General features: G+C 71.9%; 15 protein-coding genes. 9 read left to right on the top strand and 6 right to left on the bottom strand.

The window, feature by feature from the left end:
* Window positions 1–64 precede the first annotated feature (64 nt).
* The 5 genes from ACFWW9_RS00175 (at window position 65) to ACFWW9_RS00195 (ending at window position 6,215) form a co-directional block, all read left to right on the top strand.
* The gene (locus ACFWW9_RS00175; protein WP_390370168.1) at window positions 65–676 is read left to right on the top strand and encodes a TetR/AcrR family transcriptional regulator; all 612 of its coding nucleotides are present in this window, start codon (window positions 65–67) and stop codon (window positions 674–676) included.
* 225 nt (window positions 677–901) lie between these two features.
* Window positions 902–1,702: a zinc-binding dehydrogenase gene (locus ACFWW9_RS00180; RefSeq protein ID WP_390370169.1), complete on the top strand. Its 801-nt coding sequence runs from the start codon at window positions 902–904 to the stop codon at window positions 1,700–1,702.
* Entirely contained in the window at window positions 1,699–3,930 is a 2,232-nt protein-coding gene (locus tag ACFWW9_RS00185; protein ID WP_390370170.1) for a molybdopterin-dependent oxidoreductase, read from the top strand. Before ACFWW9_RS00180 ends, ACFWW9_RS00185 begins: the two co-directional genes overlap by 4 nt.
* 10 nt (window positions 3,931–3,940) lie before the next feature.
* Window positions 3,941–5,695: an AMP-dependent synthetase/ligase gene (locus tag ACFWW9_RS00190; protein WP_390370171.1), complete on the top strand. Its 1,755-nt coding sequence runs from the start codon at window positions 3,941–3,943 to the stop codon at window positions 5,693–5,695.
* A gap of 157 nt (window positions 5,696–5,852) precedes the next feature.
* Window positions 5,853–6,215: a hypothetical protein gene (locus tag ACFWW9_RS00195; protein WP_390370172.1), complete on the top strand. Its 363-nt coding sequence runs from the start codon at window positions 5,853–5,855 to the stop codon at window positions 6,213–6,215.
* A 415-nt stretch (window positions 6,216–6,630) separates the two neighbouring features.
* Here the strand turns inward: ACFWW9_RS00195 and ACFWW9_RS00200 are convergent, their stop codons facing one another.
* On the bottom strand, window positions 6,631–7,614 hold the full coding sequence (locus ACFWW9_RS00200; protein ID WP_390370173.1) for a LacI family DNA-binding transcriptional regulator: 984 nt from the start codon (window positions 7,612–7,614) through the stop codon (window positions 6,631–6,633).
* A 205-nt stretch (window positions 7,615–7,819) separates the two neighbouring features.
* On the opposite strand from ACFWW9_RS00200, the gene ACFWW9_RS00205 reads away from it, so the two are divergent.
* Entirely contained in the window at window positions 7,820–8,407 is a 588-nt protein-coding gene (locus ACFWW9_RS00205; protein ID WP_390370174.1) for an anti-sigma factor, read from the top strand.
* On the opposite strand, the gene ACFWW9_RS00210 is transcribed toward ACFWW9_RS00205, so the two are convergent.
* The gene (locus ACFWW9_RS00210) at window positions 8,404–8,829 is read right to left on the bottom strand and encodes a VOC family protein (RefSeq protein ID WP_390370175.1); all 426 of its coding nucleotides are present in this window, start codon (window positions 8,827–8,829) and stop codon (window positions 8,404–8,406) included. The genes ACFWW9_RS00205 and ACFWW9_RS00210 overlap by 4 nt on opposite strands.
* Before the next feature lie 73 nt (window positions 8,830–8,902).
* On the opposite strand from ACFWW9_RS00210, the gene ACFWW9_RS00215 reads away from it, so the two are divergent.
* The 3 genes from ACFWW9_RS00215 (at window position 8,903) to ACFWW9_RS00225 (ending at window position 11,169) form a co-directional block, all read left to right on the top strand.
* Window positions 8,903–9,835, top strand: coding sequence for a DUF1996 domain-containing protein (locus tag ACFWW9_RS00215; RefSeq protein ID WP_390370176.1), 933 nt, complete (start codon window positions 8,903–8,905; stop codon window positions 9,833–9,835).
* An 81-nt stretch (window positions 9,836–9,916) separates the two neighbouring features.
* On the top strand, window positions 9,917–10,468 hold the full coding sequence (locus tag ACFWW9_RS00220; RefSeq protein ID WP_390370177.1) for a sigma-70 family RNA polymerase sigma factor: 552 nt from the start codon (window positions 9,917–9,919) through the stop codon (window positions 10,466–10,468).
* Entirely contained in the window at window positions 10,465–11,169 is a 705-nt protein-coding gene (locus tag ACFWW9_RS00225; protein ID WP_390370178.1) for an anti-sigma factor family protein, read from the top strand. Before ACFWW9_RS00220 ends, ACFWW9_RS00225 begins: the two co-directional genes overlap by 4 nt.
* Window positions 11,170–11,336: 167 nt before the next feature.
* On the opposite strand, the gene ACFWW9_RS00230 is transcribed toward ACFWW9_RS00225, so the two are convergent.
* From ACFWW9_RS00230 to ACFWW9_RS00245, 4 genes are read right to left on the bottom strand one after another with little or no spacing between them, the layout of a single operon-like run.
* Window positions 11,337–12,305 carry an esterase/lipase family protein gene (locus ACFWW9_RS00230; RefSeq protein WP_390370179.1) on the bottom strand — a complete coding sequence of 323 codons (969 nt, stop codon included), beginning with the start codon at window positions 12,303–12,305 and terminating at the stop codon, window positions 11,337–11,339.
* A complete protein-coding gene (locus tag ACFWW9_RS00235) occupies window positions 12,302–13,183 on the bottom strand; it encodes a transglutaminase domain-containing protein (RefSeq protein ID WP_390370180.1) in 882 nt (293 codons plus the stop codon). Before ACFWW9_RS00235 ends, ACFWW9_RS00230 begins: the two co-directional genes overlap by 4 nt.
* Window positions 13,180–13,995 carry a transglutaminase family protein gene (locus ACFWW9_RS00240; protein WP_390370181.1) on the bottom strand — a complete coding sequence of 272 codons (816 nt, stop codon included), beginning with the start codon at window positions 13,993–13,995 and terminating at the stop codon, window positions 13,180–13,182. The genes ACFWW9_RS00235 and ACFWW9_RS00240 overlap by 4 nt, the downstream gene beginning before the upstream one ends.
* Window positions 13,996–14,018: 23 nt before the next feature.
* A complete protein-coding gene (locus ACFWW9_RS00245; RefSeq protein ID WP_390370182.1) occupies window positions 14,019–15,368 on the bottom strand; it encodes a thiamine pyrophosphate-dependent enzyme in 1,350 nt (449 codons plus the stop codon).
* Window positions 15,369–15,528: the final 160 nt, after the last annotated feature.

The raw sequence follows: 15,528 nt of genomic DNA on the forward strand, positions 1-15,528 counted from the left end.
CGTCAACCGGACGTGATCCAGCGCATGTAGGCTTCGGTCGTCCACGGGGTTCGGGAGGGGTGGCGTGCCGAAGCGTGCCGGGTACCACCACGGCGATCTGAAGGCCGCGCTGGTCGAGAACGCGCTCGCGCTGATCGCCGAGCGCGGGGTGGCCGCGCTGTCGGTGGCCGAGGTCGCCCGGCGGGCGCAGGTCAGCGGTGGGGCTCCGTACCGGCACTTCCCGAACCGGCAGGCGTTGCTGCGGGCCGCCGCCGTGGACGCCGCGCACACCCTGACGACGCGGTTCGAGGCGGAGTGCCCGTGGTCGGGCAAGCCGGGCTCCGACCCGGTCAACGATCTGGCGGCGACGGCGGCGGTCTACGCCAAGTTCACCGCGGAGAACGGCATCGGCTTCGACCTGATCTTCGCCGCGGAGCTGCGCGGCCAGGACGACCAGGAGTTGACCGACGCGGGCCGCGCGGTGATGGACCCACCCCTGCGGGCCGCCCTGTCGCTCACCGACGGCGACGCGAAGGCCGCGCTGACCCTGGTCTCCCGCACGTTCGCCGCCGCCCACGGCCACGCCACGCTCTGGCGCGGCGGCCTCTACCTGGACCGGGCGGCCACGGTGGAGGACATCGCGGTGGAGACGGCGGCCGTCGCCCGCACCCTGGCCACGGCGGGCCGGACCACCTGAGGCGTCAGCCGCCCGCAGGCCCCTTCCGAGCGCCGTAGACGGTCGACGGTATGCCGTAGACGTGCGGGACATGAGCCCGCCCAGTTTTGCGCCACCACGACGAGCGCGAGCGGGTCTTGGCGGGCGTCGACCTCGTCCTCGCAGGCGTGGCCGGACTTCGGTGAGCACTTAGTTGTCGTGGTCTCCGCACTTACCGCGCACCGCCCAGCGGGGTTGGCTGGCGGCATGGCGACGACGCGAGAGGCCGACGCGCGGCTGCCGGGCCACGAGGTGGTCCGCGTCAGCCGGGTGGGACCGCACGGCGAGGAGGTCGTCGGGGTCACCTCCGACGGTCGCCGGGTCGTGGCGCTCGGGGTGGTTGACGCCGATCCCGAGCTGGTCAGGGCCCCGGAGCGGCTGCTGTTCCCGGTTCCCGCCGAGATCACCGACGAGCAGGCGCTCGTGCTCGCCCGCCACGGCGTGACGGCGTGGCACCTGCTCCGCACGTGCGCGCACCTTCGGCCGGACGAGTCGGTCGTGGTGCACGACGCGGCGGGAGGCGTGGGCACGCTGGCCGTGCAGCTCGCCCGCGGTTTCGACGCCGGCCAGGTCGTCGCGATCGCGGACACGGCCGCCGAACGGCGGTTCGCGACCGCGCTCGGCGCGGACGTGGCGATCGACGGCGACCCGGACGGGCTGTGCGGGCGGTTGCTGGCCGTGAACGGCGGTCGGCCGGTCGACGTCGTGCTCTCCCCGGTCGGCGGCGCGGCGTTCCAGCAGTCGATGGACGCGCTTGCGCCGTTCGGCAGGCTCGTCGGTCACGGCGAGTTGTCGCCCTTCCCCGTCACTGGGCTGATCGAGGGTTCCCGTGCCGTGATCGGCTTCCACCTGGGCGATTGCCTCGAGCGACCTGAGATGGTGGCCCGCGCGCTCAGTGAGCTGATGGGGTTGACCTCGGCCGGGCGCTTGCGGCCACCCGTCGGTGACGAGTACCCGTTGTCAGGAGGAGCGCGGTCGAGCCGCGCCCGAAGTGGAAGGCCCGCATGACCACCCGCACCGCGCTCACCACCTGCCCGCTCTGCGAGGCGACGTGTGGCCTCGAGCTGACGATCACCGACGACCGGATCACCGGGGTGCGGGGCGACCGGCTCGACGGGTTCAGCGGCGGCTTCCTCTGCCCCAAGGGCGCGTCGCTCGGCGCGCTGGACGCCGACCCGGACCGGCTGACGACGCCGATGGTCAAGCGGGACGGCGGGCACGTGGCCGTGAGCTGGGCCGAGGCGTTCGAGGTCGTGCAGCGGCGGCTGTCCGCGATCATCGCCGAGCACGGCCGCGACGCCGTGGCGCTGTACCTCGGGAACCCGATGGTGCACTCGCTCGCGGGCGGCCTGTACGCCGGTGGCCTGCGCCGGGCGCTGGGCTCGCGCAACGTGTTCACCGCGTCCACGGTGGACCAGATGCCCAAGCACGTGTCGTCGGGCCTGATGTACGGCGGCATCTACACGATCCCCGTGCCGGACATCGACCGCACGGACTTCCTGCTGCTGCTCGGCGCGGACCCGTACACCTCCAACGGCAGCCTGTGGACCGCGCCGGACATGCCCAAGCGGCTCAAGGCGCTGCGGGCGCGCGGCGGCGCGTTCGTCGTCGTGGACCCGCGGCGCAGCCGGACCGCGGCGGCCGCCGACCAGCACGTGCCGATCACGCCGGGCACGGACGTGTTCCTGCTGCTGGCCATGGTGCACGAGCTGTTCGCCGCGGGCCTGGTCGACCTCGGCGACCTGGCCCCGCACGTCAACGGCGTGGCACGCGTCCGCGCCCTGGTCGAGCCGTTCACGCCGGAGGCGGTGGCGGGCAAGTGCGGTGTGGACGCCGCGACGATCCGCGACCTGACCCGGCGGTTCGCCACCGCGCCGAAAGCCGCGGTGTACGGCCGGATCGGCACCACGACCGTCGACTTCGGCACCGTGGCGAGCTGGCTGGTCGACGTGCTCAACGCGCTGACCGGCAACCTGGACCGGCCGGGCGGCTCGATGTTCCCGCTGCCCGCGCACCTGGCCAAGGGCCGGGGATCGGGGCAGGGCTTCACCACCGGCCGCTGGCACAGCCGCGTGCGCGGGCTGCCGGAGGTGGCGAGCGAGTTCCCCGCCGTGACGCTGGCCGACGAGATCGAGACGCCCGGCGACGGCCAGGTGCGCGCGCTCGTGACGGTCGCGGGCAACCCCGCGCTGTCGCTGCCGAACTCGACCCGCCTGGAGGCCGCGCTGTCCACTGTGGACTTCATGGTCTCGGTCGACCCGTACCTCAACGAGACCACCCGGCACGCCGACGTGGTCCTGCCGCCCCCGCCGCCGAGCAGGCGGCCGCACTACGACATCGCGTTCCTCGGCTTCGCCGTCCGCAACGTCGCCAAGTTCTCCCCGCCGGTGATCCCGCTCGACGAGGGCGCGGTGCCGGAGGCGGACATCCTGCTGCGCCTCACCGCGATCCTCGGCGGCGCCGACCCGGACGCCGACCTCGACGCGCTGGCCGACGCGCAGCTCGACGCGGCGCTGGCGAAGCTCGTCGAACACCCCAAGAGCCCGCTGCACGGCCGCGACGTCGGGGAGCTGCGGTCCCGGCTCGTCGGCGACACCCGCGAGCAGCGGCTGCTGGACCTCAAGCTGCGCACCGGCCACTACGGCGACTGGTTCGGCCTCAAGCCCGACGGCCTGTCCATGGCCGTGCTGCTGGCGAACCCGCACGGCGTCGACCTCGGCCCGCTGGAACCGCGCCTGCCCGAGGTCCTGCGCACGCCGTCCGGCCGCGTCGAGCTGTGCCCCGACCCGATCGCCGCCGACCTCCCGCGCGTGCTGGAGGCGTTGGCGGAACGGCCGGACGACCTGCTCCTCGTCGGCCGCAGGCACCTGCGCAGCAACAACTCGTGGATGCACAACGTGCCGAGCCTGGTGAAGGGCAAGGAGCTCTGCACGCTGCTCGTCAACACCGCCGACGCCGCGCGCTTCGGCCTGGAGCACGGCGGCGTGGCGCAGGTGTCCTCGCGGGTCGGCAAGATCGAGGCCGTCGTCGAGGTCACCGACGACATCGCGGGCGGCGTCGTGAGCCTGCCCCACGGGTGGGGCCACGACCGGCCCGGCACCCGGATGGCCGTCGCCACCGCGCACCCCGGCGTCAACGTCAACCTGCTCACCGACGACCTCAGGATCGACCCGCTGTCCGGAACCGCCGTGCTCAACGGGGTTCGCGTGCACGTCAGCCCCGCCGCCAAGCAGTAGAGGAGAAGCCATGTCCGTCCCCACGGTCGGTTCCGCGCGCGTCGTCTCGGAGCTCCCGTTCGCGGCCGCGCGGGCGCACCAGGACCGCGTGGCCTGGCGCTACCGCAAGGACGACTCCTGGCAGGAGAAGACGTTCGTCGAGGTCGCCACGGCGGTCGGCGAACTGGCCGCGGGCCTCGCGGGCGCGGGCGTCCAGGCGGGCGACCGCGTCGCCGTGCTGTCGGAGACGCGCCACGAGTGGTCGACCGCGGGCCTGGCGATCCTCGCCGCGGGCGGTGTCGTGGTGCCGATCTACGCGAGCAGTTCGCCGGAGGAGTGCGCCTGGATCCTCGGCAACTCCGGCGCGGTGCTGCTGATCGCCGAGAACGCGGCGCAGGCCGCGAAGGTGGACGTCGACTCCCTGGAGGACCTCCGCGAGATCGTGCTCATCCAGGGCGAGGGCCGCACGATCGCCGACCTCGCCGCCGACGGCCGCGCCACCCCGGTCGCGGAGGAGCTGGAGGCGCGCCGCGCGGCCGTGTCGCCGGACGACCCGAGCGTGATCATCTACACCTCGGGCACCACCGGGCCGCCCAAGGGCTGCGTGCTGACCCACCGCAACTGGCTGACGATGTGCCACCTCACCGAGGAGCTGTCGTACGTCGTCGCCGACGACACGGTGTACCTGTTCCTGCCGCTGGCGCACGTGTTCGCGCAGATCGTCCAGTTCAGCGCGCTCTACATGGGGGCGACGCTGGCGTTCTACGGCGGTGACGCCAAGCGGATCGTGCCGGAGCTGGCCGAGGTGAAGCCGACGTTCCTGCCGTCCGTGCCCCGGATCTTCGAGAAGATCTACACCATCGCCACCGCGGGCATCCCCGCCGAGCAGCTCCAGCAGGCCGTCGGCGTCGGCCTGAAGTACCGGGCGCTGACCGCGGCGGGCCAGGACGTGCCACCGGAGCTGGCCGCCGCTTTCGCCCAGGTCGACGCCGTCTTCGCCCGCGTGCGCGGCGTGTTCGGCGGCAGGCTCCGCCAGGCGCTGTCCGGCGCGGCCCCGATCTCACCGGAGGTGCTGAACTTCTTCCTCGCCGCGGGCGTGCCGGTGCTGGAGGGCTACGGCATGAGCGAGTCGACCGGCGTCGGCACCGTGAACACGCTGCGCAGGTTCAAGATCGGCACGGTCGGCGCGTTCGGCGTCGGTGGTCTGGACATCCGGATCGCCGAGGACGGCGAGATCCTGATGAACGGCCCCCACCTGTTCGCGGGCTACTGGCGCAACCCGGAGGCCACCGCGGAGGTGCTCCAGGACGGCTGGCTGCACACCGGCGACCTCGGCGAGGTCGACGAGGACGGCTTCGTGAAGATCACCGGCCGCAAGAAGGACATCATCATCACGGCGGGCGGCAAGAACATCGCGCCCGCCAACGTCGAGAACCAGCTCCGCCAGTCCCGCTGGATCTCCCACGCCGTCACCTTCGGCGACCGCAAGCCCTACCTCGTCGCCCTGATCACCCTCGACGCCGAGGAGTTGGTGCCGTGGGCGGAGAAGCAGGGGATCGCGGGCGGCTACGCGGACCTGGCCCGCCACCCCGACGTCATCGCCCTGGTGCAGGCCGTCGTCGACGACGCCAACACCCACTTCGTGAAGGACTCGCAGATCAAGCGGTTCACCATCCTCGACCGCGACCTGTCCCAGGAGGACGGTGAACTCACGCCGACCTTGAAGGTGAAGCGCAAGGTCATCCACACCGTCCACGAGACCCTTTACCAGGACCTGTACGAGTAGGAGTGCGAAACGCTGGGCACACGTCGGTGTGCCCAGCGTCACCGTTGTGCGAAGTTGATCAAAGCGGCATGCTCGAGTGTCCGCGCGTCGGGGGGACGCACGCCGAGCACAGGGGCCGTTTCTTGCTCTTCTTCTTGCACAGCAAGGGTAAGGTCGCGTGACCATGCCCGACGACCAAGCCCAGTTCCGCCGCTGGATCCTCGCAGTGCTGGAGGGCGTAGCGGCCGACTCCATCCGCCAGGTCCGCTACCTGCGCTCAGTCGGCGTCGGCGTGGACGAACTAGTTCTGGAACTCGACGACGCCATCGTCACGGCCCAGGCGAAGAACCGCGAAGGCCGCCTGACAGACGAAGAACTGGAACACATCGAACGCGTGGGCGACCACGTCGACGCCATGCCACCCAGCCCAGGTCCACTGTGGACGGAGGCGGCACTGGGCGAAGCGCCCGAATGGCGCGAACTACGCGAACTGGCCGCCGAAGCCCACACAGCACTGACAAAACTCTGGAAAGAGAACTAGACAACCACGACAGATCTACAGGACCGCAGGACCGCAGGACAGCCGACTGGTGACCACCTACGGGACTGGCAGAAGCATGGCGCCTACTTACGAGACCGGCGGACGGCCGACGAACCACCGACGCGTCCGGCACAAGCATGGCGCCTACTTACGGGACTGGCGCTCGCCTGTTGACCTGCTACGGAACGCTACGGGCCGCCCGCAACCGTGGCCGATTTTACTTGGGGATTTCGGCCTTAAAATTGGAGATCGGGCAGGGCTTTGGGGCACTGCCTTTTGGCCCGATCAAGGCCGAAATGAGGGGCCCCAGGTCAAATCGGCCACACCAACGACGCAAATCGCCCGGTGACCCAGCCGGAAGCAGCAGCCACCGCGAGGCCAGCGGAACCCGCAGACCCAGCAACAAGCCCCAGCCTCAACACCCAGGCGGCGCGGTAGTCCCCCGAATGATGATCTGCGTAGCCAACACCACGTGCGGCGCGGACCCCTCACTCACATCCAGCCAATCCAACAGCATGTTCACCGAGGTCCGCCCAGCCGCCGCCAACGGCATCCGCACCGTCGTCAACGCCGGCGAGGTCAACGACGCGTAAGTCAGGTTGTCGAACCCGGTAACACTGACATCCCCAGGCACCGAAACCCCCCGGTCACGCAACCGCGCCAACACCCCCAACGCCATGATGTCGTTGTAAGCCATGATCGCCGTGACATCCGCCGCCAACGCCAGGTCCGCCGCCTGCAACCCACCCTCGAACCGCGGTGCGAACGGCCCCAACTCCACCAGGTCGATCGAGTGCTCCCCGACGGCGCGAGCCAACCCCGCCCGCCGCTCCTCGTTCGACCAAGCCGTCCGCGGCCCGCTCAGAAACGCGATCCTCCGATGCCCAAGGGCGACGAGGTGCGCCACCACCTGCCGCACCCCATCCCCACTGTCCATCACCGTGCTGGGAATTCCCGGCAGCCGATGATCGAGCAGCACCAGCGAGGTCGCCTCCGCCGCGGCCGTGATCTCCGCGGCGGGCAACCCCGGCGAGCACAGGAGCAACCCGTCCACCTGCTTCGCCATCGCCCTCACCAGCTTCGCCTCCGCCGCCGGGTCCTCGTCGCTGTCCGCGACGAACACCGCGTAGTCGGCCTGGGCCGCCCTGGTCTGCACCGCCTTCAGGATTCCCGTGTAGAACGGGTTGTCGAGGTCCGGCACCACGATGCCGATGTTGCCCGTCTTGCCGGTGATCAGCCCGCGCGCGGCGCGGTTGGGCTGGTAGCCGAGTTCGGTGGCGGCGGCCAGCACTCGTGTCCTGGTGTCGGGCCGCACGAGGTCGGGCGAGGACAGCGCGCGCGACACCGTCGCTACCGACACGTGGGCCTTGCGTGCCACATCGCGGATGGTGATCGTCACGGGGGACCATCCAACCGTAATTGTGACGAAAGCTCGTGATTGGGGTGCCGTTGAACCGATTCCGGGGATGCCCCGTTTATCGGGTGCGGGTCACGTGGAACCACGGGACTTCCCAAACGTCCAGGAGAGCCAGCCATGCGCACGAGCCGCGCGTCACCAGCCCTCGCGGCCGTCGCCGAACCGCCGCGGGCGATCGCCTCGGGTCATGGCCGCTGACGTCCGCGCGTCGCCGTGGTCACCACAGGAGTTCGAGCTGAACGAGACGACAATGCACCGAGAGCCACCGTTCGACCTGCCTCCCGAGGCGTTCCTCGACGGCCGACCCGACGGGGGTGACCTGCTGCTCCAGCGCACCCTCGGCCGCGTCCGCCACGAGAAGGCGCGGGAGGGCAGACGACGGCAGAGCTTCGCCGTCGTCGTGTCGACGAGCCTGCTCGCCGCCGCGCTCGCGGGCGGCGTGGTGATCGGCCGGGACCTGGGCGGCGGGTCCGAGCAAGTCATGGTCGGCGGCATCGCGAACGGGACGAGCCTGAGCGCGGTCATCACGCCCGCCGAGGGCTGGTCGCGGCTGCGGGTCACCGTCAAGGGCGTCGAGGCGGGCGAGCAGTGCAGGCTCGTCGTCACCGACACCAGCGGCGAGCGGTTCGTCGCTGGCGGGTGGATCGCCGGGAGCGGGGGAGACCCCGCCCGCGGCATCACCCTGGACGGGTCCGCGCTGGTCCCGCCGGACCGGATGAAGACGGTGAGCGTCGAGACGGTCGACGGGCGCGTGCTGGTGACCGCGGCCGCCTAGGTCGCGAACACCTGCGCGTCGTCCGCGAACGCCTTCACCTCGAGCGCGTTGCCCGACGGATCGCGGAAGAACATTGTCCACTGTTCGCCAGGTTTTCCGGCGAACCGGAGGTACGGCTCGATCACGAATTCCGTGCCCGCGCCGCGCAACCGGTCCGCTAGCTGGTGAAACGCGTCCACGGTGAGCAGCACGCCGAAGTGCGGCACCGGCACGTCGTGCCCGTCGACCGGGTTGTGCGCCTCGATCGCACCCGTTCGGTCTACCAGGTGTGTCACAAACTGGTGGCCGTACAGGTTCCAGTCGATCCAGCGGTCGCTCGACCGTCCTTCCGGGCAGCCGATGACGGCTCCGTAGAAGGTCCGGGCCGCTTCGAGGTCGGTGACGGGGACCGCGAGGTGGAAACGAGGGATGTCCGGAGTCATGCGCAGAGCTTCGCCGATCTTCCGCGCGGGGGGTAGTCGACGCGTCAACGTGGCGTGTTGGTTAGCTGTCGCCGTGTTCCGAACGATGCCGCTCGCGGTCGTCGTCCTCGTGGCGGCGTGCACGACGCAGGGCGCGACCAGTTCCGCGGGCCAGTTCGTCGAGATCGAGCAGGTCGCGGTCTCGACGTCCGCCGCGCCCGGCCCCGACGCGTCGACCGGCGTGTTCACGTCGTCGTGCGGCCGCAACGACGAGAGGCACCTGAACGCGGACAACCCGGTGATCTCGCCGAACGTCCGCAACGGCGCCCACCACACGCACGAGTACGTCGGCAACCTGACGACGGACGCGTTCTCGACCCCCGAAAGTCTCGCCGCCGGGGCCAGCACGTGCGCCGACGGCGACCTGTCCGCGTACTTCTGGCCCGTCCTGCGGCTGACCGACGGCGAGGGCCACGACGCCCACGCGGAGGGCGGCGGCGTGCACGGCAACACCGGCGAGGTGCTGCCCCCGGAGTCGGTGGTGCTCACGTTCACCGGCAACCCGGTGAGCAAGGTCGTGCCGATGCCCCGGTTCCTGCGGACGATCACCGGCAACCCGTCCGCCGCGACCAGCGACGGGCTGAACGCCAACGCCAAGTGGGGGTGCTCCGGCTTCCCCGACCGGTTCACCATGAAGTACCCGAAGTGCCCGGCGGGCGCGTCCGTGACCAGGACCTTCGACTTCCCGAACTGCTGGGACGGCCGCAACGTCGACAGCTACTCGCACCGCGACCACGTCGTCCCGGCCGCCGCCAACGGGGCGTGCCCGGCCATGACGTTCCCGGTGCCCCGGTTGCGGATGGTCGTCTCCTACGCCGTCCCGGCGGGCAGGCCGTTCGCCGTCGACAGCTTCCCGGACGAGCACCGCGACCCGATGACGGACCACGCGATGTTCGTGAACGTGTTCCCCGACGAGGTGATGGCCGGGCTCGCCGCCTGCGTCAACGAGGGCCGCGCCTGCGGCTGAAGATTTTCGACAGTTTCGTGAACCACCTCGGTCCCAGAACCGTGAGTGGTGGTGAACAAGGTTGATGAGAGGAGTGGGTGGATGGCGGCACTGTGGTCCCGCAAACGGGAGGCCGCGGCCGACGAGGCGCTGATCCGATCGCTCTACGAAGAGCACGGTCGGGCTCTGCTGGCCTACGCGACGCGGTTGACCGGCGACCGGGCGGCTGCCGAGGACGTGGTCCAGGAGACCCTCCTCAGGGCTTGGCGCCACCCCGACGCGCTCGTCAACGGCAAGGGTTCGGTGCGCGGCTGGCTGCTCACCGTGGCCCGCAACATCGTGACCGACCGCATCAGGGCGAAGGCCGCACGGCCGCAGGAGGTCGCGGAGTCGCCCACGACGCCGCCGATCGAACGCGACCACGCCGAGTCGGTGGTGAACTCCGTCGTCGTGCTCGAAGCACTCGACCAGCTCTCCTCCGACCACCGCGACGTCCTGCGGGAGATCTACTTCAACGGGCGCAGCGTCACGGAGGCCGCGGAGGCGTTGGGCGTGCCACCGGGCACGGTCAAATCCAGGTCCCACTACGCTCTGCGCGCCTTGCGCGAGACGTTCGCCGGACAACAGGTGGCCTTGAAGGGGGTGGCCGGATGACCACGCAGCACGATCCACAACTGCTGGGCGCCTACGTCCTGGGAGCCCTGGACGAGCAGGAGGCGCGGGCCGTGGAGGAGCACCTCGCGGGCTGCCCGGAGTGCACGGCGGAGCTCGAAGACCTGCGGGCCATGGAGGCCTCGCTCGGCGACGTGCCCCCGGAGGCGCTGCTCGACGGACCGCCCGAGGGCGGTGACCTGCTGCTCCAGCGCACGCTGAGGCAGATGCGCACGGAACGCGGCGGAGCCGTCCGCCGCAGGCAGTTCGCGCTCGGCGCGGCGGCGGCGGTCGTCGCCGCGGTCGTCCTCGGCAGCGGCGTCGTCGTGGGCCGCAGCACGGCGCCCATCACGGACGCCCTGCCCAGCCCGGCGTCCTCGGCCGCCACCCCGCCCGCGGGCACCAAGGTCAGCACGTTCACCGACCCGAACACCGGCGCCAGGATGACCGTCCAGGTCAAGCCCGCCGCCGGGTGGGTCAGGGTGAACGCGGCGGTCGGCGGCATCCCGCAGAACGAGAAGTGCCGGTTGTTCGTCGTGGCCAAGGACGGCCACCGCGAGGAGATTGGCAGCTGGCTGGTCTCGAAGACCGGTGAGGCGGAGGGCACGAACCTCGACGGCTCGGCCCTCATCTCGCCGGAGGACGTGGCGTCGGTCGAGGTCGTGAACTTCGACGGCAAGTCGTTCGTTTCCGTACCGGTGTAGGTCGCCTGACCGGGTGGCGACACCCGGTCAGGCCCACGGTCGCGTGCGCACCGCTTCTGCAGGGGACGCGGTTCGCACGCCACCCGCGCCCCACGGGGGTGCGGACACCCGGTGTGCGTGCCGCTTCTGCAGGGGAGGCGGCACGCACACCGGCTTTTTTCGTGCCTTCAGGCCAGGAACTCCACCAGTTTCGCGCGCACCTCGGGGTGGTGCAGGAGCGCCGAGTGGCCCAAGCCGCCGAGGACGTGGCGGTCGGCTTCCGCCGCTGGAGCCGTGGCGCTGGTGGTGGAGACGAGCAGGTCGCCGAGGAGTCTGCCGGTGGTGCTCGTCGGGTTCGTGGCGACGGTGGCGGCGAGGAAGTGCTGGCGCACGTGTGGTGCGGCGCTGTACGCGGTGCCGTGGGCCAGGGACTTGATGCCGGTGCTGCGGCGGTCGACCAGTTCGCCGAACGGGGCGGATTCGGGGAAGGCGTTCAGCAGTCTGACGGCGGTGGCGGCGGCGCGTTCGACGGGGGATCCGAGGTGGGGGCTGCCCAGGCAGATCACCTCGCGCAACGGGGACAGCCAACGCTGACCGTTCGCCAGGGCCTCGTGAACTGCGGCGCGGGCGACCAGGCCGCCCATCGAGTGGCCGACCAGCGACAGCCTGGTGATCGGGTTCCCGGTCACCAGGGTTTCCAGGTGCACCGCCAGGTCCCGGCCGTTGTCCGTCGTGGACAGCCCGGAGTTGTAGCGCACGTGGACCGCGGTCGCGCCGACCTCCTCGGCCACGTCCCGGTGGCCCCACCGCTGTTCGGTGTGCACGAGTCCGTGCAGGAACACGACCACGTGCCCGTCCAGCGGACCGTCCACAGTGGCCCGCAACGGCGTGGCCAGCGCGGGGTAGTCCGTGCGCAGCCGGTCGCCGACCGCGCCGTTCACCACCCCGGTCAACCCGACCGGCAACGATCCCCGCGCCACGGCTTCGGCGACCGCACCGCCCGCCGCCAGGCCGACCCGGACCGCGCCGAACACCGGTGCGGCCACGGCCGCGAGGCCGGGTCCGGCGATGGCGCGGTGCACGTCCCGCACGACGTCGACGATCCCGCCCAGCGCGTCGAACGCCAGGCGGACGCCGGTGCGGGCCTCGTCGGTCACGCCGCCGACAGCACGCCGACGCGGCGGTTGGTGGTCAGGGTGCTGTTCGGGGTGCCGCTGTAGCTGCCGGACGTCGGCGGCACGTCCGCGTAGTCGCGGCCGGTCGCCACGGTGAGGTAGTCCGCGCCCGCGCGGCGGCCGTTGCACGGGTCGAACGGGACGGCCACGGCGGCGTCGCCCTCGGGCACGACGACCTCCGTCCAGCCGTGCGTGCCGCCCTCGCCGAGCAGGTGCCCGGAGACGTACCGGGCGGGCACGCCGACCAGGCGGCACAGGGTGATCATCACGTGGGCCGAGTCCTGGCAGACGCCACGGCCGCCGGACAGGGCCTCGGCGGCGGTCGTCTCGACCGACGTGACGCCGTACTCGTAGTGGATGGCGTCGTGCACGAAGTCGCAGATCGCCGTCGCCCGCTCCAGGGCCGTGCCGCTGCGGAACCCCGAAGCCAGGTCGCGCAGCCGGTCGTCCGGCGTCGTCAGCCGGGTCGGCCGCAGCAGGCGCGGGTCGTGCAGCGCCGACGCGGGCAGGCGGATCGGGCCGTCGGCCCGGACGCGCTCCACCAGCGCCACGACGCCGAACCGGACGCCCTGCTCCACGCGGTCCGCGCGGACGCGCACGACGGTGTTGCCGTGCCCGTCCCGGCGGGAGCGGCGGCGGACGGTCGCGCCGTCCACGTCCAGGCGGTGCGCGCGGCGGTGCTGGTCGCCGTGCCGGGCGATCGGCACCACGACGAGCCGGTGGTCGAGCTGGTCGATCGGCTCGTCGTAGCCGTAGTGGAAGCTCTGCTCCAGCACGTAGGTGACCCGGTCGGCGGCGTCGAGGTCCACGGCGGTGTGGTCGAGCAGCGGGCGGGACAACAGCTCGGGGCTCAGCGTCACGGGTGTGCCTCCTCGGCGTGGACCACCATCTGGTGGAGCGTAGGGCCGCCGAAGGTCGTGGCCATGGCCACGTCGGAAGCGTCACGTCCGCGACCGACCACGACCCGGCCCTTGAGCCGCCGGTTGTTGCGCGGGTCGAAGGTCCACCACCGGTCGCCCAGCCAGACCTCCATCCACGCCGCGAAGTCCATCGGGTCGGGGGAGGGGGCGATGTCGAGGTCGGGCAGGTACCCGAAGACGTAGCGGGCCGGGATGTTGAGCGCGCGGCAGAACGAGATCGCCAGGTGGGTGAAGTCGCGGCACACGCCGTAGCCGGAGGTGAAGACGTCCATCGCGGTGGACGTGGGGTTGCTGCTGCCGTAGCTGAACGTCAGGTGGTCGTGGACGTGCTGGGTGATGGCCTGCACGCGCCGGTAGCCGGGCGCCATGTCGCCGAACTGGGCCCACGACTCGTCGGCCAGCATGTCCGGCAGGACGTACCGGCTGGGCAGCGTGTAGATCAGCACGTCGTCGGGCAGCTGCTCCGGCATGATCTCCGGCGCGTCCTCGTCGAACTCCTCGACGGCGTCCGGCACGACCGCGACGGCCTCGTACCTCAAGGTCGACACGCCCTGCGGCAGCACGATCCGCAGGCACGGGTTGCCGTAGAGGTCGACGTAGCCGTGCGAGCCCACCTCCGGCTCGATCGACCACTCCTCCGCGAGCACCTTCACCCTGGGCTCGTCGTTCGCCTGCACCTGGAACACCGTGGGCGTCCTGATGGCGGCCTCGTACGTGAACTCGCACCCGATGCGCAGCCGTCGGTCTCCCATTGGGTGATCGTGCTCTGCTCCGGTTACTTCGGGGTAACGGTTGGGGACGTCAGCACCACCACGTGCGGCCCGATCCACGCCAGCGCCTCGGCCAGGTCGCCGCGCAGCGTCTCCGGCGTGGCCGCGACGGCGGGCACGCCCAGCGCGTGGGCGATCCCCAGCAGGTCCGGTTCGCCGTCCACCACCAGCCACGTCACCCGCAGGTCGTGCCGCCGCGCGGTGGCCAGCGCGCGCAGCCCCAGCGGCACGTCGTCACCGCCCGCCACGGCCAGCACCGGCACGTGGTCCCCCAGCGCCACGGCCGCCCCCACGGCCGCCGGCAGCGCGTACCCGACCCCCTCGGGCGTTCCGTGCATCGCGGCCGTCCGCGCGTCCCACGCGAGCCACGGGCGTTCCCCGAACACCGTCCGGTCCCAGAACGTCGGCGAGTCGTCGGGCACCGCGGCCCGGATCGCGTCCAGTTCCGGCTCCGGCCTCCGCACCGCGGCCAGCAGGTCGCGGACCGCGGCCTCCGCCGGGCCGGGCGCGCGGGGCGTGACGGCCTCGACCAGGTCCGCCAGCGCGAACCGCGCGTCGCCGTGCACGCCGCGGTCGTCGACCTTCCGGGCGTCCACGTCGATCCGGACGACGTTGTCGCGCGGGGCGTCCAGCCCGGACCCGACCACGAGCAGCAGGTCGGCGTCCTCCAGGAAGCGGGTGGTGTGCTCGTCGGACAGCCACGACTGCGCGGACAGCTCGTGGTCCCAGGGGAACGCGCCCTTGCCGCCGAACGTCGTCACCACGGGCGCGCGCAGCTTCTCCGCCAGCGCGAGCAGCTCGGCGCGCGCGTCGCCGCGCACCACCCCGCCGCCCGCGACCACCACGGGCCGCCGGGCGTCGTCGAGCAGCTTCGCCGCGGCCTCGACCGCCTCGGGCCGCGGCACGACCGACTCCGGGCACGACACGATCGGCTCGACCTCCGGGGCCGACGTCCGCCCCGTCAGCACGGTCTCCGGGACCTCGACCCACACCGGCTCGAACGGCGGCGTCGCCGCCACGTCCCACGCCCGCGCCAGTGCGGCGGGGATCTCCTCGGCGTGCGCCACGACCTCGACGTGCTCCACGCCCTCGGGCGCGGGCCGGACGGCCACCACCAGCACCGGCGAACCGGGCCGCAGCACCGGGTCCACGCCGGGCAGCAGCAGCGGCGTGACCTCGCCGGTCGTGCGGGCGTGCCCGTCGGCGATGAAGGCCGCGTCGGGTCCGTCCACGTACCGCACCCGCACCCGCCCGACCGCCTCGAACGGCCCGAGCGCCAGCGGCCCGAACACCGTGCGCGCTCCCAACGCCACCAGCGTCTCGGCCAGCACGTCCCCTCCGGTGCGCTTCCTCACCGGCACCTCCCCCTCCAGGTCGAAAGCTTCCGCCACCGCGCTGACGACACCGAGGCCGTCGATCCTCGCCCGGATCGCGTCCGCCGTACAGCGGTCGTGCCCTCCGCAGGCGCGGACGGCCTTCCTCGAACCGATGTGATCTAGACCCTAGAAAGCGTGC

Origin of the sequence: Umezawaea sp. NPDC059074 (assembly GCF_042738955.1) — a bacterium.
Lineage (GTDB): Bacteria > Actinomycetota > Actinomycetes > Mycobacteriales > Pseudonocardiaceae > Umezawaea.